17 protein-coding genes and 1 tRNA gene are annotated in these 22098 nt (G+C 66.0%); 11 read left to right on the top strand and 7 right to left on the bottom strand.

Annotated features, from left to right (window positions below; translation table 11 throughout):
* Positions 1–20: 20 nt before the first annotated feature.
* The 3 genes from NP825_RS03645 to NP825_RS03655 all read right to left on the bottom strand — a co-directional run bounded on the left by NP825_RS03645 (position 21) and on the right by NP825_RS03655 (position 6284).
* Positions 21–1727: an alkaline phosphatase family protein gene (locus NP825_RS03645; RefSeq protein WP_257548478.1), complete on the bottom strand. Its 1707-nt coding sequence runs from the start codon at positions 1725–1727 to the stop codon at positions 21–23.
* A 62-nt stretch (positions 1728–1789) separates the two neighbouring features.
* Positions 1790–4027, bottom strand: a complete 2238-nt coding sequence (locus NP825_RS03650; protein WP_257548480.1) for a TonB-dependent receptor — start codon at positions 4025–4027, stop codon at positions 1790–1792.
* A gap of 46 nt (positions 4028–4073) precedes the next feature.
* Positions 4074–6284 (bottom strand): glycoside hydrolase family 3 protein, encoded by a 2211-nt coding sequence (locus NP825_RS03655; protein WP_257548498.1) that lies wholly within the window; start codon positions 6282–6284, stop codon positions 4074–4076.
* Positions 6285–6433: 149 nt separating this feature from the next.
* On the opposite strand from NP825_RS03655, the gene NP825_RS03660 reads away from it, so the two are divergent.
* Positions 6434–7444 (top strand): LacI family DNA-binding transcriptional regulator, encoded by a 1011-nt coding sequence (locus tag NP825_RS03660; RefSeq protein WP_257548500.1) that lies wholly within the window; start codon positions 6434–6436, stop codon positions 7442–7444.
* A gap of 51 nt (positions 7445–7495) precedes the next feature.
* On the opposite strand, the gene NP825_RS03665 is transcribed toward NP825_RS03660, so the two are convergent.
* Positions 7496–8173, bottom strand: coding sequence for a hypothetical protein (locus NP825_RS03665; protein ID WP_257548502.1), 678 nt, complete (start codon positions 8171–8173; stop codon positions 7496–7498).
* 424 nt (positions 8174–8597) lie between these two features.
* On the opposite strand from NP825_RS03665, the gene NP825_RS03670 reads away from it, so the two are divergent.
* From NP825_RS03670 to NP825_RS03710, 9 genes are all read left to right on the top strand, one after another.
* Positions 8598–10340: a class I adenylate-forming enzyme family protein gene (locus NP825_RS03670; protein WP_257548505.1), complete on the top strand. Its 1743-nt coding sequence runs from the start codon at positions 8598–8600 to the stop codon at positions 10338–10340.
* A 42-nt stretch (positions 10341–10382) separates the two neighbouring features.
* Positions 10383–10610, top strand: a complete 228-nt coding sequence (locus NP825_RS03675; protein WP_257548507.1) for a hypothetical protein — start codon at positions 10383–10385, stop codon at positions 10608–10610.
* Positions 10611–10622: 12 nt separating this feature from the next.
* Positions 10623–10712, top strand: a complete 90-nt coding sequence (locus tag NP825_RS03680; protein WP_257548509.1) for a potassium-transporting ATPase subunit F — start codon at positions 10623–10625, stop codon at positions 10710–10712.
* Positions 10713–10724: 12 nt separating this feature from the next.
* Positions 10725–12428 carry a potassium-transporting ATPase subunit KdpA gene (kdpA, locus tag NP825_RS03685; RefSeq protein ID WP_257548511.1) on the top strand — a complete coding sequence of 568 codons (1704 nt, stop codon included), beginning with the start codon at positions 10725–10727 and terminating at the stop codon, positions 12426–12428.
* 11 nt (positions 12429–12439) lie between these two features.
* On the top strand, positions 12440–14473 hold the full coding sequence (gene kdpB, locus NP825_RS03690) for a potassium-transporting ATPase subunit KdpB (RefSeq protein ID WP_257548514.1): 2034 nt from the start codon (positions 12440–12442) through the stop codon (positions 14471–14473).
* Between the two features lie 10 nt (positions 14474–14483).
* Positions 14484–15077, top strand: a complete 594-nt coding sequence (gene kdpC / locus NP825_RS03695) for a potassium-transporting ATPase subunit KdpC (protein ID WP_257548516.1) — start codon at positions 14484–14486, stop codon at positions 15075–15077.
* Positions 15074–17743 carry a sensor histidine kinase KdpD gene (locus NP825_RS03700; protein WP_257548518.1) on the top strand — a complete coding sequence of 890 codons (2670 nt, stop codon included), beginning with the start codon at positions 15074–15076 and terminating at the stop codon, positions 17741–17743. Before kdpC ends, NP825_RS03700 begins: the two co-directional genes overlap by 4 nt.
* A complete protein-coding gene (locus NP825_RS03705) occupies positions 17740–18456 on the top strand; it encodes a response regulator (protein ID WP_257548520.1) in 717 nt (238 codons plus the stop codon). Before NP825_RS03700 ends, NP825_RS03705 begins: the two co-directional genes overlap by 4 nt.
* Before the next feature lie 132 nt (positions 18457–18588).
* Positions 18589–18882, top strand: coding sequence for a hypothetical protein (locus NP825_RS03710; RefSeq protein ID WP_257548527.1), 294 nt, complete (start codon positions 18589–18591; stop codon positions 18880–18882).
* 7 nt (positions 18883–18889) lie between these two features.
* On the opposite strand, the gene NP825_RS03715 is transcribed toward NP825_RS03710, so the two are convergent.
* The 3 genes from NP825_RS03715 to moaA form a co-directional block, all read right to left on the bottom strand.
* Positions 18890–18964: transfer RNA gene (locus tag NP825_RS03715), tRNA-Asn, on the bottom strand.
* A gap of 60 nt (positions 18965–19024) precedes the next feature.
* Positions 19025–19795 (bottom strand): NAD kinase, encoded by a 771-nt coding sequence (locus NP825_RS03720; protein WP_257548529.1) that lies wholly within the window; start codon positions 19793–19795, stop codon positions 19025–19027.
* A 33-nt stretch (positions 19796–19828) separates the two neighbouring features.
* The gene (moaA, locus tag NP825_RS03725; protein WP_257548532.1) at positions 19829–20833 is read right to left on the bottom strand and encodes a GTP 3',8-cyclase MoaA; all 1005 of its coding nucleotides are present in this window, start codon (positions 20831–20833) and stop codon (positions 19829–19831) included.
* Between the two features lie 60 nt (positions 20834–20893).
* Between moaA and NP825_RS03730 the strand changes: the two genes are divergently transcribed.
* Positions 20894–22090 carry a GGDEF domain-containing phosphodiesterase gene (locus tag NP825_RS03730; protein ID WP_257548534.1) on the top strand — a complete coding sequence of 399 codons (1197 nt, stop codon included), beginning with the start codon at positions 20894–20896 and terminating at the stop codon, positions 22088–22090.
* Positions 22091–22098: the final 8 nt, after the last annotated feature.

Below are 22098 nucleotides of genomic sequence, written 5' to 3' on the forward strand. Positions count from 1 at the left end.
GACTCGGGTCCGCACGAATCCTAGCGCGACGGCGCAGGCGGCGTGAGACAGGTCGTCCCGGTATCGCCGAGTTCGAGGCATTCTCCATCGACCGGATCGCTCGGCGCGATCCGCATGTCGGCTGCGAGGGTCGGCGCGAGATCGACCACCCGCACCGGCAAGGCACGCTCCTGATGGACCACGCCGGGCCACCAGAATAGGATGGGGACGCGCCGGTTGAAATCGCTCGGTCCCGAATGCCCCATCATGAACAGGCCGGGGAGCGGCGGCGCGGCGATCTTGAGGGGATCGGTCGCGAGCAGGACGTCGCCGCTGCGCTCGGGATAGAAGGACAGCGCCATGCGATCGGCAACCGGCAATAGATCGGGAGAAAGGCGCGGATCGGGGTGACGCGCCCGCAACTGCGCGGCGGTCCACGCGCCCGCAATGCCGGGCAGAGCGAGGGCCCGCGTCGCGGCGGCTTCGGCGATGCGCGCCTTGAGGGCGGCGTCGGCAAGCGAGCGTCCTTCGGCATCGACGACGAGGAGCTGGGTCGGATCGAAATAGGCCGGGCGCAGCGGATCCCAGCCGATGCCGGCCGCGGTGCGCGCCGCGGCGTTGAGATCGGCCAGCAAGGCCTTGGCATCGATACGGCCGGCATCGCGATAGCCGCGCATCGTCAGCCGTTCGGGGATGTCGCCGCCGCCATGGTCGGCGGTGAGCGCGACGAGTACGGGAATATGCAGGTCCTCGACGCGCTTCAGAAGGCGCCCGACTTCTTCGTCGACGCGCGCCATCTGGTCGCACATCTCGGGCCCCTGCGTGCCATAGGCATGGCCGACCATGTCGGTCGCGGAAAGGCCGACCGCCAGCAGATCGGTTCCCGCCGCGCGGCCGAGCGCTTCGCTGTCGATCAGGCTAAGCGCGGCGTCGATCGTGGCGCTGTCATAGAACCAGGGCGGCAGCGACGGGCCGTTTGCGGCCGGTTGTCCCGGGATCGCCGCCGCCGGATCGGGCGGCAGGTGCGCGTGGAAATTTCCGCCGCCGGGCAGGGGGATATAAGCCTCGCGCTGACGGCAGGCCTCGCGCCGATAGGTCCAGGGGGGCGGTGCCGCGAGGCGCTTCGCGAGCTTCGCGTTGAGGCGGTCGAGCGGCGCGAGGCGTCGCTGTGCCTGCTGCGGATCATCGCCCCAGCTATCGAAGCCCTGCTTGCCGTCGAACCAGAAGGCGCCGTCGGGATGACGGCCGCCCATCATGATCGCCGAGCGGTCCTTGCCCGCGACCGAAAAGACGCGGTTGGCGGGCGAAGCGGCCTTCAGCCAGTCGCCGAGCGTGGACACTTCCAGCATCCCCGGCCCGACGCCGAGCTTGCGGCTGGCGCGCGCCGCGACGTGGACGCCGTCGTCGGTGCAATAGCGATCGATCGCGCCGCGCTGGTCATACCATTGGTTCGCGATGATCCCCGTCGCATTGGGGTGCCGGCCGCTGGCGATCACGGCATGGCCGGCGCAGGTCTCGGTCACACCGTGGGCGTGGAAGGCATTGGAATAAACAATCCCCCCCGCCAGCGTCGCGAGCCCGCCATGAAAATCGCTGCGGCTGGCGTTGAACAGATCGGCCGAAAACTGGTCGATCGAAATCAGGATGACCAGCTTCGGCGCACCGGGCTTTTCCTCGGCGGCCGCGGGCGATGTTGCGGCTGCCGCGATAGCCAGGGCGCCGGCCGCGGCCGCGATCCATTTTCTCATCATAGTCAACCTTCCGGTTGCGCCGGGTCGCCGCGACCGGCGGCCCGGCGCCTTACACTTTTTCAGAAACGCCCTTCGAGCGACACGCCGAGCGTGCGGAACGAGTTGAGGCCGAACATGTGGTAATAGTCGCCGCGAGACTGCGAGTTGGAATTGATGAAGGTCGGCTGGCGCTTGTCGAAGCAATTGCGGCAAAAGAGCGTCAATTTATATTTGTCGTCGATTTCCTTGAGCCCGATGCTCGCGTCGAACAGCGTATAGCCCGGCAATTCGGTGCTCGGATCCGCGGTCGAGCTGAAGTTCGACTTGGTGCGGCTGTAGAGCGCACCTTGCAGGAATACCGCCATATGTTCGCTGACCGGCGTTTCATAGCGGCCCGTCAGGCTGATCGTCCATTTGGGCACGTTCGGCAGGCGGTTGCCCGACGAGTCGATCGTGCCGTTGGCGCGGCAGTCGGGTTGGAAAGGATAGCATTTGTCGGCCTGGAAGTCCGAGAAGAAGGCATCGACGTAGCTCACCCCCAGATTGAACACGAGCCCCTGCGCCGGCAGAGCTGATGCCTCGATCTCGAACCCGCGCGATTTGAGCGCGCCCGCGTTGAGCAGCACGTAGCCGTTGCTCGCGGTATCGAAGGCCTGCGCTTGGAAATTCTTGAAGGTCGAGGTGTAGCCCGAAATGTTGAAGATCAGGTGGCGATCGAGCAGCGTCGACTTGATCCCCGCTTCGTAGGAGGTCGGAATTTCGGGCATGATGAGCGGCGCGTTCGGATCGATCGTCAGATTGAAACCCGGCCCCTTGTATCCGCGTGCCACCGATGCATAGGCCATGACGTCGTCGGTGAGGTCATATTGCGCGCCGACGCGCCACGAGAAATTCTCCTCGCTGATGCGCTGATCGCGCGACCCTGTTGCGCCGAGCGGCACGACGAACCCCGTGTCGTCGCTGATCGATCGCAGCTTGAGCTTGTCGTAGGTGTAGCGGCCGCCGAAGGTGAAGCGGAACCGGTCGCTGAGATTCAGCGTGCCCTGCCCGAAGGCGGCATAGCTTTTCGATGTCATCGAACCGGTCGAGCGAATGCCCAGCCAGGCATCGAAGCCCGCGGGCGGCGGCGCCGTCTCGCCATAGGCGCCGCTGGCCGTGATGTCCGAATCGCTTTTGGAATCGAAATAATAAAGCCCGAGCTGATATTCGAAAAATTGGCCCGTCGGCGATGCCAGCCGCAATTCCTCGGTGAACTGGCTAATCGTCGAGAGTTGGTGGTTGGTGTCGAGAATATCGATGCGGTGCTTGTCCGAATCGAACAGATTGTCGGCGTCGAACTTGCGCCACGCGGTGATGCTGGTCAGCGTGTGGCCGCCGGAGAATTCATAGTCGATATTGGCCTGCACCCCGCCGACGTCGAAGGTCGCCCTGGTCGGCGCGCCATAGCTCGAATAGAAATTGTCGGGGCTGGCGACGATGCCGAGATCGGCATTTTCGGCGGCGAACAGGCTGGTCGTCCGTACGATGCGGTCGGCGCTGCCGCCCGAGCCGACGCCCGAGGAATGGGCATAATCGCCGGCGATGTAGATGCTGAGTTCCGGCGTCGGTTCCCAAAGCAGCTTGGCACGCAGGCTGGTCTGGTCCTGGCCATATTGGCTGCCAGGCACGGTCACCAGATTCTTGATGACGGGATCGGTATGCGTCTGCGAGGCGCTGACGCGCAGCGCGGCGGTGTCGCCCAGCGGCACGTTGACGATGCCCTGAAGGCGATAGAGCAGGCCGTCGCCCGGCACCTTCATCTGCGCAATCTCGCCCGAGAGCTGTCCGTCGAAACGGCCGATCTCCGGCCGCCGCGTCGTGATGTTGACGAGGCCCGCCGATGCATTTTTCCCGAACAACATGCCTTGCGGCCCGTTGAGCACTTCGATTTGCGCGAGGTCGAGATAGTTCATGAAGCCGAGCGACGGATTGCCCATCACCACGCCGTCGATCACCGAGGTCACGCTCGATTCGATCGTGTTCGAAAAGCTGAGCGTGCCGACCCCGCGAACCGAGAAGTTGGACGCGCCGAGCGCGGCGTTGAAGCTTTTGACCTGGAGGCTTGGCGCGACGAGCTGAAGCTGAGACGGATCGAATATCTGGCGCGATGCGAGTTGGTCGCCGCTGACGACGGTTGCCGAGATCGGCACGTCCTGCAGATTTTCGGCGCGCTTCTGTGCGGTGACGATGATGTCGCCGAAGCCGCTGCTTTGCCCGTCGGTCGCCACTTCCTGCGCGAGTGCCGGCGTCGCGGCGGCGAGGGCCGCGGTGAGTGCCATGGCGGAAGTCCAAATCCTCTTCATGTCGATCCCCTGTCCTGATTATCTATTGGCGGTAGTTCCAAGTCCTTTCAGCGAGCGTGACGCTCGTTTCCTCGATCAAATCTTCGGCCGACGCGCCGAGCGCGAAACGGTAGGTGCCGGGCGCGATGGTCCAACCCTTTGCGGTCCAGTCGGCGAGCAGTCGCGGGTCGATCGGCACCTCGACCGTGCGGGCTTCGCCGGGCTTCAGGTCGACGCGTGCGAAAGCGACGAGTCGGCGCGTCTTGCCGCGCGGCGTTTCGACCAGATAGACCTGCCCGACATCAGCGCCGTCGCGCCCACCACTGTTCCGCAGCGTGAAGGACGCGCTGGGGTTGGCGCCCCCCGATACGGCAAGGCCCGAGCGTTCGAAGCTGGTGTAGCTGAGCCCGTAACCAAAGGGATAAAGCGGCTTTTCCTGTTTGCGGGCGAACCAGCGATAGCCGACGTCTGCTCCTTCGACATTATAGTCGATGTCGAGCGTCTGGCCGGGTTTTCCGTGCCCGCCGAAGCTGGGCGCGACCGTTTCGGCACCGGGCAGGGCGGGGCGCGGAAGCTGCGCAACGGAGGCCGGGAAGGTCACCGGCAGGCGCCCCGACGGATTGACGTCGCCGAACAATATCGCGGCGATCGCTTCGCCGCCGCGCGCACCGGGATACCAGGCCTCGACGATCGCGCCGACATCATCCTTCCACGGCATGGCGATTGGGCCGCCGGTTTCGAGGACGACGATATTGTTCGGATTGGCCTTCGCCACCGCCGCGATCACCGCATCCTGCCCTTGCGGCAGTGACAGGTCGGCGACATCGAGTCCCTCGGTCATCCACTGGGTGCCGAAGACGATGACGAGATCGGCGTTCTTCGCCGCCAATGCTGCTTCGGCGGGATAGCGGCCGTCGCGGAAGACGACCTCGGCCTGCGGGGCCCGGGCGCGAATGGCGGCAAGCGGCGAGGAGCGATGGAAATTCTGCGCCATCATCGCGGTGAACGGCCCATCTTCGATGGTGGGGAGCGAGACGGCCGGGCCACCCTGACCTTGCACCTGCGACGACCCGCCGCCCGAGAGCACGCCCGCGTCGGCATAGCCGCCGACGACGAGAATGCGCTTGGCGGAGGCGGCCAGCGGCAGGATGCCGTCGCGGTTCTGGAGCAGGACGATGCCCTTTTCGGCAATTTCCTGCGCGACCGCGGCGCCGGCGGCGGCATCGACCGGCGCCTTGCTAGGCGGGTTGCTGTCGACGCCGACGGCGTAAATGGAGCGCAGCACGCGCCGGCTCATATCGGCGATGCGGTCGCGGTATCGCTTGTCGCGCTTCGCGGCGTCTAGCAAGGGCTGGCCAAAGAAAACCGAGGCATCGAGCTGCGCACCCGATTGCTGGTCGAGCCCCTCGATCGCGAAATCGGTCGCCCGCACCGCGCCCCAATCGGACATCACCCAGCCCTTGTAGCCCCAGTCGCGTTTGAGGATGCCGTTGAGCATCCGGTCGTTGCCGCACGCCTGCGCGCCGTTGACCTTGTTATAGGCGCACATGACCGACCCGGGCTGGCCCTTTTCGATCGCGATCTCGAAGGCGAGCAGATCGCTCATGCGGAGGGCGCCCTCGTCGATGATGCCGTTGTGGAACTGGCGCCCGGTTTCGGTCGGGTTGAGCACGAAATGCTTGACCGTCGAAATCACGTGGCGAGACTGGATGCCCGCGACCGCCGCACCGCCGAGCAGCCCCGAATGAAGCGGATCCTCGCCCAGATATTCGAAGGCGCGGCCGCCGCGCGGATCGCGGACGAGATTGATGCCGCCCGCGAGCAGGACATTGAATCCCTTAGCATGCGCTTCGTCTGCGATCCGGGCGCCGCCCTTGTGCATCAGTTCCGGGCTCCACGTCGACCCCATCGCCATCCCGGAAGGCAGCGCGGTCGCGCCGTCGCCACGCAATCCGCCGACATAGGAAACGCCGAGGCTGGCGTCGGTTTCGGTAAGAGGAGGAACGGCGAGGCGTTCGATGCCGGGAATATAACCCGCGCCGAAAGGGACGCCTTCGGGTATCTTCACGTCGCCATAGGGCATGGCCATGATGCCGTGGAGCAGCGAGACCCGTTCGGCGTCGGTCATCGCCGCTTCGGTCGAGGCGGCGCGGCTGTCGGCGTTGTTCGTCGTATCCTGCGCTTCTGCCCGCTGGGCGACGGCGAAGGTCGAGCAGGCAGCAAGCAGCCCCGCGCAGCAAAGCCACGATTTCATGAAACTCTCCCCGATTTCTTTTGTCTTGAATCGATAGCTAACTAATAATGTCAGCGCTGACAACGCAAAAATGTCAGCGCTGACATTGATGCTGGACTGGATACGTATTCCGTGTCTAACAAGGCGCGATGAATCCTATCGGTCCTCGCGTGAAAAAGCCTGCAACCCTGGACGATGTGGCGGCGATCGCCGGTGTGTCGGCGAAGACGGTGTCGCGGGTCGTCAACCGCAATGCGAATGTGAGCGCGGCGACGCGCGAGCGCATCGAGGCGGCGATCCGCGAAACCGGTTACCGTGTGAACCAGGCCGCGCGATCGCTGGCGGCGTCGCGTTCCTTTCTGATCGGCGCTTTCATGCCGCATCTTTCCTCTTTCTATTTCGCGGAGATTTTCCGGGGTGCGGCAAAGGCCTGCCGTCAATATGGCTATCATCTTGTCCTCGAGGAATTCGACCATGGTTCCGACAGCGTCGTCGACCGGTATGAACAGGGATTGCGCGGCGCCCGTTGCGATGCGCTGATCCTGACGCCGCCCGTCTGTGACGATGAGAGGTTGCTTGATGCTCTTGACCGCGACGGTGTGCCCTATGTGCGCATCACTCCCGGCACGCGGATTGACCGGTCGATCGCGGTCAGCGCCGACGACCGCCACGGCGTGCGGCAACTTGCAAGGCATCTCTGGGACAGCGGGCGCCGCCGCTTCGCCTTCATCGCGGGGCCCGCCGACCACGCCGCCGCGTCGATCCGCGAACGGGCTTTCGGCGAGGCGTTGGCCGAATTGGGAGGCGACCCGGCGCGCATCGCGCTTTCCCGCATCGAAGTCCACGAATCGATTTCGGAAAGCGGGCGGCTTGCGACGGTCGATCTTCTGAAGGCCGCGGGGCCGTGGCCCGACGCGATTTTCGCGTTCAACGACGAAGTTGCCATCGGCGCGATGATGGCGATCCGCGATCGGGGCCTGTCGATTCCGGACCAGGTCGCGATTGCAGGGTTCGACGACAGCTATATCGCGCAGCTCGCATGGCCGCCCCTGACCACGGTCCACCAACCCATTGCCGATCTTGCATTCCGGGCGGTGAGCATCGTGGCAGATGCGGCAGATCCCGGGGGGAAACGCGACATCGTGCTGCCCACGCGCCTTATCGTTCGAGGTACGACCTAGCGGTTGGGTTCCTCGACGCAATCGGAGAGGCCGGGGGCAACACGGCGGCGGTCAGCGCCGCCGGACGTCGTAGTCGATTCTGATCCTGACCCAACTGCCCACCAAAGTCCGTCCGCCGAGCCGCGGAGGTCGCACCTTGAACTGCCACGCCGCGGCGAGCACTGCGCGATTGATCTGCGACCCATAGGGATATTCGTCGAGCCCGACGCAGTCCTCGACGCGATAATCCGGCGCCGTGCGGCAGGCGATCAGACCCCAACCGGGCCCGCTGGCGGTGGACAGATAGCCGCGCAGTTCGTCATCGCTCGGCTCGCGATACCAGGTCGCGGCATAGAGCGGCTCGCCATTGGGCGCCGTTCCCACGCGCTCGGAGTCGCGGGAGGCGGGGGAGCCGCCGGTGTCGGGCGGCCCATAAACCCGCCCGTTTGACGGGCGAAGGACGTTCGGGGGGCTGGGCGGCGATGGCGGCACTGCCAGCGGCGGCGCGGCTGGCGGCGTAATGGGTGGCGGGGGCAGTGGTTCGGGTGGTTGCGGCGACTGCGGTTTTTCGGGGGGTGGCTGCGACTGCTCCCTGGTCCGCTCGGGCTTCGATTTGCTCGGTTCGGGCGACTCTTTCCCAGCCTCGGAGACGCTCAGGCTCACCACGCTGACGCGCTCCTGCCTGGTGCCCGGCGGCTTTCCCGGACCAAAGGAAAACAGCATGAACAGCAGCAGCGCCGTGATCAGCACGGCCAGGCTTATGGCAAGCGTGCGGCGCCCAGGCCCGATGCTGAGCTGTTCGACGTAGGGAATGGCTGGAACAGGGTTCAGCTGAAGCAATCTTTGGTTGCGGCGTCCGCTGGTTGATATGCCCCCGGGGTTCGTGACGCGACGGATAGTCGGGCGCCGGACCTTTGACAAGGGAGCATACCAACTGTCGCCGCGGATACAGGACAAAGCCTCGCGGTTCGTCGTGCGCGCAGGTGCGACCCTGCTTTGGCGGCTCGCGCCGCGAGCGAAGCGGCATCCCCAGCCGGATGGTCGACATCCTTGCGGCCTCATTGTTTGCATTTTTGCGCACCCGCGGTTGACGTGAACGTCAACTGCGGCCTACCGAAGCGGTAAGCCGAGGCTGGCCCTCGGCACGAGGAGAGAGATTATGGAAGCTTTGCCGATGGCTGAAGATCCGACCAGCGAACGTATCGTTCCGCTCGATCCCGCCTGGCCCAGCATGTCCATCGCCGAGGCGAATGCCCTGCTTACGGCGCCAGGTGCCAAGTTCGAAATGGACCATGCCCTTGTCGGTGGCATTCCGACGCGAATTTGGAAGAATGCGCCACACGATCTGGGCGAGCTCCTCGACCTCTCGCGCACCCACGGCGAACGGCTGTTCACGATCCTCGACGACGAGCGAGTCAGCTATGAGGCGAATTGGCGCGCGACCGCCACCCTCGCGCGCGCGTTCCGGTCGATGGGTGTAGGCAAGGGGGATCGAGTCGCCTTCGCGATGCGCAACCTGCCCGAATGGCCGATGATCTTTTTTGCGATCGTGACGATCGGCGCGATCGCGGTGCCGCTCAATGCCTGGTGGACGGGCGCCGAGCTTGCCTATGGCATCCGCGATTCGGGTGCGAAGCTGCTCCTCGTCGACGCCGAGCGCCATGCGCGTATCCGCGACCATCTGGAAGCGATGCCCGCGGTCGAACATCTGATCGTGGCGCGGGCGGATGCGCCCGTCGCGGGGGCGACCGCGCTCGAAGACATCGTCGGCGTGCCGCATGGCTGGAGCGGCCTGCCCGATGAGGGGCGGCCGCAGGCCGCGATCGAGAGCGACGACGAGGCGACGATCTTCTATACCAGCGGCACGACCGGCAATCCCAAGGGCGCCCTCGGCACGCACCGCAATCTCGTCACCAATATCCTGTCGGGCGGCTTTTCGGCGGCGCGCAGCTTTCTGCGCCGTGGCGAGCCGATTCCCGATCCGATGCCGCGCACGCTGCTGACCGTCATCCCCATGTTCCACGTCACCGCCTGTTCGGCGATGTTGATGGGAGCGATGGCGGCGGGCCACACCACCATCTTCATGCGCAAATGGGACGCGGGGCGCGCGATGGAGATCATCGAGCGCGAGAAGGTCAATGTGACCGGCGGCGTTCCGACAATCGCGTGGCAGTTGATCGAGCATCCCGACCGCGCCCGCTACGACCTTTCCTCGCTGGAGGCGATTTCATACGGTGGAGCGCCGTCGGCGCCCGAACTGGTGAAGCGCATCTATGAGGAATTCGGCGCGCTCCCTGGTAACGGCTGGGGTATGACCGAAACGACGGCGACGGTCACCTCGCACGGGGCGGAGGATTATCTCGCTCGCCCGACCAGCGCCGGGCCGCCGGTCGCGGTTGCCGACCTTGAAATCCGCGCCGACGATGGCGTTACCCTGTTGCCCGTGGGGACGGTCGGCGAGCTGTGGGCGCGCGGCCCGATGATCGTGAAGGGCTATTGGAACAAACCCGAGGCGACAGCGGAAACCTTCGTCGAGGGTTGGGTGCGCACCGGCGATCTTGCGCGGCTCGACGACGAAGGTTTTCTCTATGTCGTCGACCGCGCGAAGGACATGGTGCTGCGCGGCGGCGAGAATATCTATTCGTCCGAAGTCGAGAACATACTCTACGAGCATCCGGCCGTGACCGACGCCGCGGTCATCGGCATCCCGCACCGGACACTGGGAGAGGAACCGGTCGCGGTCGTCCACCTGGCGCCCGGCATGTCCGCGAGCGAGGCCGAACTGCAGGGCTGGGTCCGGGCGCGCCTTGCCGCCTTCAAGGTTCCGGTCGCGATCCGGTTCGCGCCGGACATGCTGCCGCGTAATGCGAACGGCAAGATACTCAAAAAGGATTTGAAGGCCTTGTTCGAGGTGTAGCGGAGAAAAGCCCCGGAAACTCATCTTCGCCCCAGAGGCGAGATGATCGACGGTCCGAAAAATCATACGCAAACACTATGCGGCCCGAGATTTCGCGCTCTCGAATTCAAACGCGGCTTTCTCCTATTTGAGCCTCCTGCAGACGACTCGCCCATTCCGTGGCCCGCGTCTTGCCGGAGCAACATCATGCAGGATCTGATCTGGATCGGCATCATCCTCGCTCTCCTCGCCGCGAGCCTCGGCTATGCGCGGCTGTGCGACGACGCATAGGGATCGATGCCCATGTCTCTCGACCTCTGGCTCGCGGGCCTCACCGCGCTTGGCCTTCTGCTCTACCTCGTCGCCGTGCTTGCGCGGCCCGAACGCTTTTAGGGGAGGCGCGCCGTGACCTTTCAGGGATGGCTGCTGATCGCCGTTTTCACCGGCCTGCTGCTCCTGCTCGCAAAGCCGATGGGCCTGTGGCTTTTCGCGCTCTACGAAGGGCGGCGCACGCCGCTCCACCGCTTGCTCGGCCCGGTCGAGGCGGGCTTTTACCGCCTGTCGGGGATCGACCCGAACGAGGAACAGGGCTGGCGCCGCTATGCGGTCCATATGCTGATCTTCAATGCCGCGCTGCTGCTCTTCACCTATGCGGTGCTGCGTTTGCAGGGCGTGCTGCCGCTCAATCCGCTCGGTCGCGACGGGACGAGCGCGGACCTGGCTTTCAACACGGCGATCAGCTTCACCGCCAACACCAATTGGCAAAGCTATGGCGGCGAATCGACGATGTCGAACCTCAGCCAGATGCTGGGGCTGACCATTCACAATTTCCTGTCGGCGGCGACCGGCATCGCGCTCGCCTTCGCGCTGTTCCGCGGTTTCGCGCGGCGCGAAACGAAGACGATCGGCAATTTCTGGGCCGATATGACGCGCGTGACGCTCTATCTGCTGCTGCCGGTCTGCGTCGTCCTGGCCCTCTTCTATATCGCGAGCGGAGTGCCGCAGACGCTTGCCGGCTCGGTCGACGTGACGACGCTCGAGGGCGCCCGGCAAACGCTCGCGCTCGGTCCCGTCGCGTCGCAGGAAGCGATCAAGCTGCTCGGCACCAACGGCGGCGGCTTCTTCAACGCCAATAGCGCGCATCCGTTCGAAAATCCGACCGCGCTGACCAATTTCGTCCAGATGCTGTCGATCTTCGCGATCGGCGTCGGGCTGACCTGGACCTTCGGCAAGGCGGTGGGCAATCCGCGCCAGGGCTGGGCGATCCTCGCCGCGATGATGGCGTTCTTTCTCGCCGGCGCCGCGATCACCTATTGGCAGGAAGCCGCCGGCAACCCGATCCTGCACCAGCTTGGCGCCGCGGGCGGCAATATGGAAGGCAAGGAGGTGCGCTTCGGCATCGCGCAGTCGGCGCTGTTCGCGGTCGTGACGACGGCGGCCTCGTGCGGCGCGGTCAATGCGATGCACGACAGCTTCACTGCATTGGGCGGGATGATCCCGCTGTTCAACATGCAACTTGGCGAAGTCGTGGTCGGTGGCGTCGGCGCGGGCATCTATGGTTTCCTGCTCTTCGCGATCCTTGCGATTTTCGTGGCCGGGCTGATGGTCGGACGCACTCCCGAATATGTCGGCAAGAAGATCGAGGCGCGCGAGGTCAAGCTCGCGGTGCTCGCGATCGCGGTGCTGCCGCTCGTCATCCTCGGCTTCACTGCCATCGCATCGGTGACCGGGGCGGGGCTGGCGGGGCCGCTCAACAAGGGGCCGCACGGCTTTTCGGAGATCCTCTACGCCTTCACCAGCGCGGTCGCGAACAACGGGTCGGCCTTTGCGGGGCTCAACGCCAACACGCCCTTCTATAACGGCCTGCTCGGCGTCGCGATGTGGATCGGCCGGTTCTTCATCATCGTGCCGATGCTGGCGATCGCGGGCGGCCTGGCGGCGAAAAAATATACGCCGGCGACCACGGGCAGCTTCCCGACCACCGGGCCGCTGTGGACGGGCCTGCTGATCGGCATCGTGGCCGTCGTCGGCGGCCTGACCTTCCTGCCCAGCCTCGCGCTCGGCCCCGTCGCCGACCATCTTGCGATGGTGGGCGGCCAGCTTTTCTGAGGATCATTTCCATGGCTCGGTCCGAAACCAGGTCTGTATTCACCGCCGATCTTGTCGTCCCGGCGATCGGCGGGGCCTTCCGCAAGCTTCATCCGCGCGACCTGATCCGCAATCCGGTGATGTTCACCACGGCGGTCGTCGCGTCGCTGCTGACCATGCTGCTCGTTATCGGGCAGGATGGTCTCGCGACCGGCTTCAAGCTGCAACTCGTCCTCTGGCTCTGGCTCACCGTCCTCTTCGGCACCTTCGCCGAAGCGCTCGCCGAAGGGCGCGGCAAGGCGCAGGCGGCCTCGCTGCGCGCCGCCAAGGCCGAACTGACGGCGAAAAGGTTGCAGGGTGGCGGTCCGGCGTGGGACGATATCCCCGCCAGCGCGCTCAAGGTCGGGGATGTGGTGCTTGTCGAGACCGGCGACCTCATCCCGTCGGACGGCGAAGTCGTCGCGGGCGCCGCGTCGGTCAACGAGGCCGCGATTACCGGCGAAAGCGCGCCGGTGATCCGCGAGGCCGGGGGGGACCGCAGCGCGGTGACCGCGGGTACGCGCGTCATCTCCGACGCGATCCGTGTCCGCGTGACCGCGGGGCCGGGCCAGGGCTTTCTCGACCGGATGATCGCGCTGGTCGAAGGCGCCGACCGGCAGAAGACCCCGAACGAGATCGCGCTGACGCTGCTGCTGGTCGGTCTGACGATCATCTTTTTGATCGCCGTCGGCACCATCCCCGCCTTTGCGTCCTATGCCGGCGGCGCGATCCCCGTCGCGATTCTGGCCGCGCTGCTGATCACGCTGATCCCGACGACGATCGCGGCGCTGCTTTCGGCGATCGGCATCGCGGGCATGGACCGGCTCGTGCGCTTCAACGTGCTTGCCAAGTCGGGCCGCGCGGTCGAGGCGGCGGGCGATGTCGATGTGCTGCTGCTCGACAAGACCGGCACGATCACCGTTGGAGACCGGCAGGCCACCGAATTTCGTGCCGTGGGCGGTCATTCGGCAGCGCAGCTTGCGGAGGCGGCGCTGCTCGCGAGTCTTGCCGATGAAACGCCCGAAGGCCGCTCGATCGTCGCGCTGGCGCGGGAGGATTTCGGCCAGGCGGCGGATTTGCCCGCCGGTGCCGAGCCCATCGCCTTTACCGCACAGACGCGGATTTCGGGCATCCGGATCGGCGAGAGCGTGATTCAGAAAGGCGCGGTGGACTCGATTCTGCGCGCCAATCCCGGTGCGGATGCGAGCGCTGCCGCAACCGAATTGCGCCGCATCACCGACGAGATCGCGCGCGCGGGCGGGACGCCGCTGGCGGTCGCGATGGACGGCAGGCTGCTGGGCGCGATCTTTCTGAAGGACATCGTCAAGGCGGGCATCCGCGAACGTTTTGGCGAGCTTCGCGCAATGGGTATTCGAACGGTGATGATTACCGGCGACAATCCGCTCACCGCCGCGGCGATCGCTGCCGAGGCCGGGGTCGACGATTTCCTCGCGCAGGCGACACCGGAGGACAAGCTGGCCTTGATCCGCAAGGAACAGGCGGGTGGACGGCTCGTCGCGATGTGCGGCGACGGCACCAACGACGCGCCGGCACTGGCGCAGGCCGATGTCGGCGTCGCGATGAACACGGGCACGCAGGCGGCGCGCGAGGCGGGCAATATGGTCGACCTCGACAGCGACCCGACCAAGCTGATCGAAGTCGTCGGATTGGGCAAGCAACTGCTCATGACGCGCGGCGCGCTCACGACCTTTTCGGTCGCCAACGACGTCGCCAAATATTTCGCGATCATTCCCGCGATGTTCGTCGCGCTCTATCCGGGGCTCGGCGTGCTCAACGTCATGGGGCTGGCCACCCCCGAAAGCGCGATCCTGTCGGCGATCATCTTCAACGCGCTGATCATTCCGCTGCTCGTGCCGCTCGCGCTCAAGGGCGTGTCCTATCGCCCGATGGGGGCGGGACCGCTGCTCGCGCGCAACCTCGCCGTCTATGGCCTCGGCGGCCTCGTCGCACCCTTTATCGGCATCAAGCTCATCGACCTGGCCGTGGGCGGCCTCGGTCTTGCCTGAGGAAATGGATGTGAACAAGGATATCATCGGTTCGCTGCGCCCCGCGCTCGTCATGACCCTGCTGTTCGCGGCGCTGCTCGGGCTTGCCTATCCGCTCGCGATCACAGCCGTCGGACAGGCGCTCTTTCCGGTTCAGGCGAACGGCAGCCTCGTGCGCGACAACGGCCGGGTCGTCGGTTCGACCGTGGTCGGGCAGGCGTTCGCCAGCGACCGTTATTTCCATAGCCGGCCCTCGGCGGCGGGCGGCGACGGATATGACGGGCTTGCCTCGTCGGGGTCGAACCTCGGCCCGACGTCGCGGGCGTTGGCCGAGCGCGTGAAGGCGGATGTCGCGCGGCTTTCCGGAACGGCGCCAGGGCCGAACGTCCCGCCTGACCTGGTGACGACCTCCGCCTCGGGGCTCGACCCCCATATCAGCCCCGAGGCGGCCCTTTATCAGGTCGAGCGCGTCGCGCACGCGCGTTCGCTCGATCCGGCGAACGTGCGCAGGATCGTCGAGCAGGCAATCGAGACGCCGCTGCTTGGTTTCCTCGGCGAGCCGCGGGTCAATCTGTTCAAGCTCAATCGACGACTCGATGCACTTGGGGCTAAACCCGCCGCGTGACCGAAAAGGATCGACCACCACCCGAGGCTTTTCTGCGCCAGGCGGCGCAGGAAGGCCGCGGTCGTCTCAAGCTGTTTCTCGGCGCCGCGCCCGGCGTCGGCAAGACCTGGGAAATGCTGACCGATGGCCGTCGCCGCCGCGAATCCTGGGTGGATGTGGTGATCGGCGTCGTCGAAACCCATGGCCGCCGCGAGACCGAGGCGCTGGTTGATGGCTATGAGATCATCCCGCGGCGCGCGGTCGATCATCCGGGGCACAGCCTTGGCGAGATGGACATCGACGCGATCCTCGAACGGCGGCCGCAGCTCGTGCTGGTCGATGAACTGGCGCACACCAACGCCCCCGGAAGCCGTCACCCCAAGCGCTATCAGGATATCGAGGAACTGCTGGACGCCGGGATCGATGTCTATTCGACGATCAACATCCAGCATGTCGAGAGCCTCAACGACATCGTTGCCTCCTTCACGCGCGTTCGCGTCCGCGAGACGGTGCCCGATACCATATTGGAAAATGCCGAGATCGAGGTCGTCGATATTCCGCCCGACGAACTGATCGAGCGGCTGCGCGACGGGAAGGTCTATATCCCGCAGGAGGCGTCGCGTGCGCTGACGCATTTCTTTTCCAAATCGAACCTCACCGCGCTTCGCGAACTGGCGCTGCGCCGGGCGGCGCAGGCCGTCGACGTCCAGATGCTCGACCATGTCCGCAGCCACGCGCTGGCAGGCAGCTTCGCGGTCGGCGAGCGCATCGTCGTGGCAGTGAGCGAGCTTCCCGTGGCGGCGGGGCTCGTCCGCGCGGGCAAGCTGCTTGCCGATGCGCTGAAGGCGCCCTGGACGGCGGTCTATATCGAAACGCGGCGGAGCCGGGCGATGTCCGATGACGATCGTAGGCAGCTTGCCGATACGCTGGCGCTCGCCTCGCGGCTCGGCGCTTCGACCGCGACCGTTCCCGCCGCGAGCGTCGCCGAGGGGCTGCGCGCCTTCGCGGCGGACGCGCGCGCGACGCAGATCGTCATCGGAAAGTCGACCCGGCCTTGGTGGTTCGAGATGCGCCACGGCTCGATCGTCGATCAACTCGTCCGGACGATCGACGATGTCGCGGTCCATGTCCTGCCCGGCGAAGTCGACAAGCCGACAGGCCAGCGCAGCGCTGCGACTCAGCCCGGGCGCTGGGGCAAGCCGTCGCACTATGCCGTGTCGCTCGCGATGGTCGCCGCGATGACCGCGCTCGGTCGCCTGTTGCTCGAAGCCATTGATCTCGGCAATATTGCGCTTCTCTACCTTGTCCCCGTCATGTTCGCGGCCGCGACCTTCGGCCTGCGCGCCGGGCTGTTCGCAGGACTCGCGTCGAGCCTCGCCTATAATTTCTTTTTCCTGCCGCCGACCGGCACGCTGACGGTCAACAATCCTGAAAATGTCATCAGCATCCTGGTGCTGCTCGGGGTTGCGATCGTGACCAGCCAGTTCGCGGCGCGGGTGCGGGCGCAGGCGGATCTGGCGCAATCGAGCGCGCGCCAGAATGCCGCGCTTGCCAGCTTCTCGCGCCAGTTGACCGCGGCGCCCGATCAGGACGCGCTGATGCAGGCGATCTGCGCCGAGGTCGGGCGATTGCTCGACGTTCGTGCGGTGCTGCTGCTGCCGTCCGCCGACGGGCCGATGCTGCGCGCCGCGGTGCCGCCCGAGGACCGGCTCGAACAGATCGAGCGCGCCGCGGCGCAATGGGCGATCGACAATGCGCAGCCTGCAGGACGCGGCTCGGCCACGCTCACCGCGTCGGACTGGCTGTTTCATCCGCTGCGCACCACCCGCGGCGTGCTCGGCGTGCTCGGGCTGACCCGCGACGACGCGGGCGAGCCGGTGCGGTCCGATCAGGTGCCGCTGCTGATGAGCCTGCTTGATCAAGCCTCGATCGCGCTCGACCGCATGGAGCTTGAGGAGGCATCGCTGCACGCGCGGCAGGTCGACGAGCGGGATCGGCTGCGCTCGGCTCTGCTGTCGTCGGTGAGCCATGACCTTCGCACGCCGCTCACCACGATATTGTCGGCGGCGCAGGAGATGCGGCGTCATCCGTCGGCCGAAATGGCAGAAACGATCGAGGCCGAAGCGCTGCGCCTCAACCGCTTCGTCTCGAACCTCCTCGACATGGTGCGGGTCGAAGCCGGCGCCCTGCCGATGAAAGTGGAAGCGACGGAATTATTCGATGCCGCGGCGAGCGCGGCACACGATACCCGTGCGTCGCTTGCGGGGCACGACGTCCTGATCGACATCGCGTCCAGCATACCGCTCGTGCGGGTCGATCCGGTGCTGCTTCATCACTGTCTGATCAACCTGCTCGACAATGCCGGGCGATACGCCGATCCCGGCACCCCTATCGCCATTCGCGCGAACCGCGCCGCCGACGCCATCCTGCTCTCGGTGATCGATCAGGGGCCGGGCATCGCGCCGGGCAGCGAAAAGCGCGTCTTCGAAACCTTCACGCGGTTGGAGGGCAGCGACCGCGTGAAGCACGGCACCGGGCTCGGGCTTGCGATCGTCAAGGGTTTTGCCGAGGCGATGGGGTTGACGGTCGAAGCGGGCAACAACAGCGAGCCGCATGGCGCCCGCTTCACGATCCGCATCCCCGAGGCGTTGATCGCCACCGATCTGACCGACAAGGATATCCGATGAAGGTTCGGCACAAGATTCTGATCGTCGATGACGAAACGCATATCCGCCGCCTGATCCGCGCGGCGCTGGAGCGCGCCGATTATGCGATCGTCGAGGCCGGGAACGCGCGTGCGGCGATCGAACGGCTCCGCGAAGAGCGGCCCGACATCACCTTGCTCGATCTCGGCCTGCCCGATCGCGACGGGCTGGAGCTGGTTCCACTTTTCAAGCAGCAGTCCGAAACGACGCTGATCGTCGTATCGGCGCGCGAGGCGACCGAGGAGAAAGTGGCGGCGCTCGATCTTGGCGCCGACGATTATCTGACCAAGCCGTTCGACACCGACGAACTGCTCGCGCGGGTGCGCGTCGCTCTGCGCAATCGCCTGACGCGCGACGGCGGCAATCTTGTCGTGACGGTGGGCGACGTCAGATTGGATATGGTCGCCCGAACGGTGACGAAGGGCGGCAGCGAGATTCATCTCACGCCCAAGGAATATGCGGTGCTCGCGCAGCTCGCCCGCTTTCCCGGCCGCGTGATCACCCACAAGCAGATCATGGCCGAGGTATGGCCGCGCGAGCATGAGCATCATGTCGAATATCTGCGCGTGCTCATTCGCACGCTGCGCCAGAAGCTGGAGGCCGATCCGCAGCAGCCACGGATCATCAGCAACGAACTCGGGATCGGCTATCGCCTGCGGCTCGAGGCTGAGAAGGCGGGGGACGCGGAGGGGTAGGCCCGGCGCCGCGCCGACAGGATCGCCGCCAGGGCGAGCGATCATATGCAATCTCAACGCGGCGCCGCGTTTCGCGGCCTCGAAATCCTACGCCGCCCTGCGTAGTTGAATGACCTCCGTCGGAGGTGTCGCATGAAGAAATGGCATGAAACGCTCGCGGCCAATCTGGGCCTGCGCCTTGGCGGCATCATGCTGTTCGTCATCGGCTGGTCGGCAGCCGACCGCCTTCACGGCATTGCGCTGACGACATCGGCGCGCGATGCGACGTCTTCCATGATGATGCTCGCCGCGATGATCTTCATCTGCGGAAGCGCGGGCAGCGCGCTCCTGTTCGTCGGCCCCGGACTCTGGGATAGCGTCGAGGTCTCGGAGCGATGGCGCTCGCCCCCGGATCAGGGCTGGCCCGGTGATGGAAAGCGATTATGAAGGAATGTGGCTCCCCGGGTAGGATTCGAACCTACGACCGATCGATTAACAGTCGATTGCTCTACCGCTGAGCTACCGAGGAACACGCCGCCGAAGCGGGAAGGCGGACCCTTTGCCGCCGGTCGCGGGATTAATCAAGCCCTCAAACGATAAATTGTTCCATCGCGATGCGTTCGTCCAGACCCTGGTCGGGATCGAACAGCAAGGTCAGCGGGCGGCTGCGGTCGGTCGTCACCAATACCGTCTTCACATCGCGGATTTCGCGTTGGTCGGCGACGGCGCTGACCGGGCGTTTCGCGGCCTCGCGAACGTTGAAGCGGATGCTCGTCGATTCGGGGACGAGTGCGCCGCGCCAGCGCCGCGGGCGGAAGGGGCTGATCGGGGTCAGCGCCAGCATCTCCGATTCGAGCGGGAGGATCGGGCCGTTGGCGCTGAGGTTGTAGGCGGTCGATCCCGCCGGGGTCGACACCAGCACACCGTCGCATGCCAGTTCCTCTAGCATCGTCTTTTCGTTGATCATCACCTCGAGCTTCGCGGCCTGGCGCGTTTCGCGGAGCAGCGAGATTTCGTTGATCGCGGGCAGGATATGGCGCTCGCCGCTGATCGTCGTGATGTCGCCCGACAAGGGATGGATCAGAAAGGGCCGTGCCGCCGCGATGCGGTCGAGCAGCCCTTCGACGCGGAACTCGTTCATCAGGAAGCCGATGGTGCCGCGGTTCATCCCGAAGACGGGCAGGCTGCGCCGCTGGTCGAGCAGCTGGTGCAGCATGTGCAGCAGGAAGCCGTCGCCGCCGAGCGCGATCAGCATGTCGGCCTCGGCCAAGTCGACGAAGTCGTAGAGCGGGCGCAGCTCGGCCTCAGCCTCCAGCCCCGCGGGCGCGTTCGACGCCACCAGTGCGATCTTGCGTTGCATTCGGTCCCCGTGCCCCCATTTCTGGGCGACGTGTCAGCCGCCCGTTGCACTCATATGACGCGCGACCGCCGGTCTGGACTTTCGTTCGATGTGAAAGTCGTGCGCGCGGGGTTTGCCAGCCAATGCGGCATCAATCAAGCCGTCGACGTCGCCGCCGTCGCGTAGGGCCGCGCGCAGGTCGACATGATCGTCCTGGCCGAGGCACATATAGATGCGCCCCTCGACGGTCAGGCGGATGCGGTTGCACGTCGCGCAGAAATTGTCGCTGAGCGGCGTGATGAGGCCGAGGGTGACCGGACTGTCCTCGACCGCGAAATAGCGCGCGGGACCGCCGGTGCGCTTGTCGACGGGAAAGAGGCCGCGCTCGGTGCGGAGCGGGGCGATGAAGTGATGGAGCGGGATATAATGATCGCTGCGGTCCTCGGCGACCTCGCCGAGCGGCATCGTCTCGATCAGCGTCAGGTCGAAGCCGTTACTGCCGCAATAAGCGAGCATCGGCAGCAACTGATCCTCGTTGAGCCCGGCGAGCGCGACCATGTTGATCTTGACCGCGAGACCAGCATCGCGCGCGGCCTCGATCCCGCGCAGCGCGACCGCGAGGTCGCCGACGCGGGTGATATGGCGGAAAGCCCCCGCGTCGAGCGTGTCGAGGCTGACGTTGATCCGCCGCACCCCCGCCGCCGCCAGCATCGGCGCGTGCTCGGCGAGGCGCATCGCGTTGGTGGTCAGCGTCAGCTCGTCGAGTCCGTGCCCGATCAGCGCGCCGAGCCGCATCGCCAGCATATCGATTCCGCGCCGTACCAGCGGCTCGCCGCCGGTCAGGCGGATGCGCCGGATGCCGCGTGCGATGAAGCGCGCGGCGAGGTCGCCCATCTCCTCGATGCTCAGCACCGCAGCGCGGGGCAGGAAGGTCATGTCCTCGGCCATGCAATAGCGGCAGCGCAGGTCGCAGCGATCGGTCACCGACAGCCGCAGATAGTCGATCCGGCGGCCGTGGCCGTCGGTGAGCGGGGCAGGGAAAGGCGAAAGCGAGGCCATCGGTGCGATTGTGATGCAAAAGGGAAGGGCTTGGCAAGAAAAGCCTGATAAGGGGGCGCGATGAATCGCGTACCCGACTCCGTATCCGGCTGTGTCCGGATGCTCGAAGACCTGCATATCCGACACGAAACCGACGCCGGCGTCATGCTGGTGCAGGTCGACCAGATGGCGCGTATCAACAACAGCGCCGGGACCGCGGCGGGCGACGCCGTGCTCGACGAGATCGGGCGGCGGCTGGAAAATTTCGCCGGCGACGAGTTCGGACATGGAAGCTGCGTCCAGCGCCTCGACGGGCCGCGCTTCCTGATCGTTCCGGCGGTGCCGCTGTCGCTCGGCGCCCTGCGCGCGCAGGAACGCGCGCTGCATGTCGCGCTCGCCGAGCCGATGGTCGGCGATCCCAAGGGGCGCCTCGCGATCCGCATCGCCGCGGCATTGATCGTTCGCGACGAGCCGATCGTCGATCAACTCCGCACCGCGAGCGACCAGCTTGCGCGCCCCGCATCGGCGCGCGACGGCGCGATGGTGACGTCGGCGCTGTCGCGCGGCGAGGTCGTGATCCATTATCAGCCGCAATATGACGTCGCGACCGGCGCGATGACCGGAGTCGAGGCGCTGCTGCGCTGGCGGCATCCCGAGCTCGGGCTGCTCGGCGCGGGGCCGCTGGTCACCGCGGCGCGGGCGGCACGGCTCGAACGCGAACTCACCGAACATGCGCATCATGTCGCGCTCGCTGAGATCGCGGCTTGGCCGCGCGCGCTCGGCAAGCTGCGCGTGTCGCTCAACATCACCGCCGCCGACCTCGGCGATCCCGAATTCGCCGATCGCTTCGCGGCGATGGCGAAGAAGGCCGGGGTCGATCCCGACCGGCTGACGCTCGAACTCACCGAACAGGCGATGCTCAGCGATCCGACCGGCGCGGCGGCGCAGCTTGCGCAGATCCGCGCGCTTGGCTCGGCGATCGCGATCGACGATTTCGGCACCGGCTATTCGAGTCTTTCGCTGCTCGCGCAGTTGCCGATCGATTATCTCAAGATCGACAGCGGTTTCACCCGCAGCCTCGACGGCAGCGACCGCGACCGCATCGTCGTGCGCGCGATTGTCGATCTGGCACGCGCGCTCGGACTGCTGGTGGTTGCGGAGGGGATCGAGAATGAGGCGCAGCTCGAACGGCTGCGGGAGCTGGGAGTTGCGACCTGGCAGGGGTTCCTGAAATCGGGACCTGTGCCGGGGGAGGAATTGCTGGCGTTGATGCAATAGGCTTCGTC

The sequence above is a fragment of the Sphingopyxis sp. DBS4 genome (genome assembly GCF_024628865.1).
Lineage (GTDB): Bacteria > Pseudomonadota > Alphaproteobacteria > Sphingomonadales > Sphingomonadaceae > Sphingopyxis.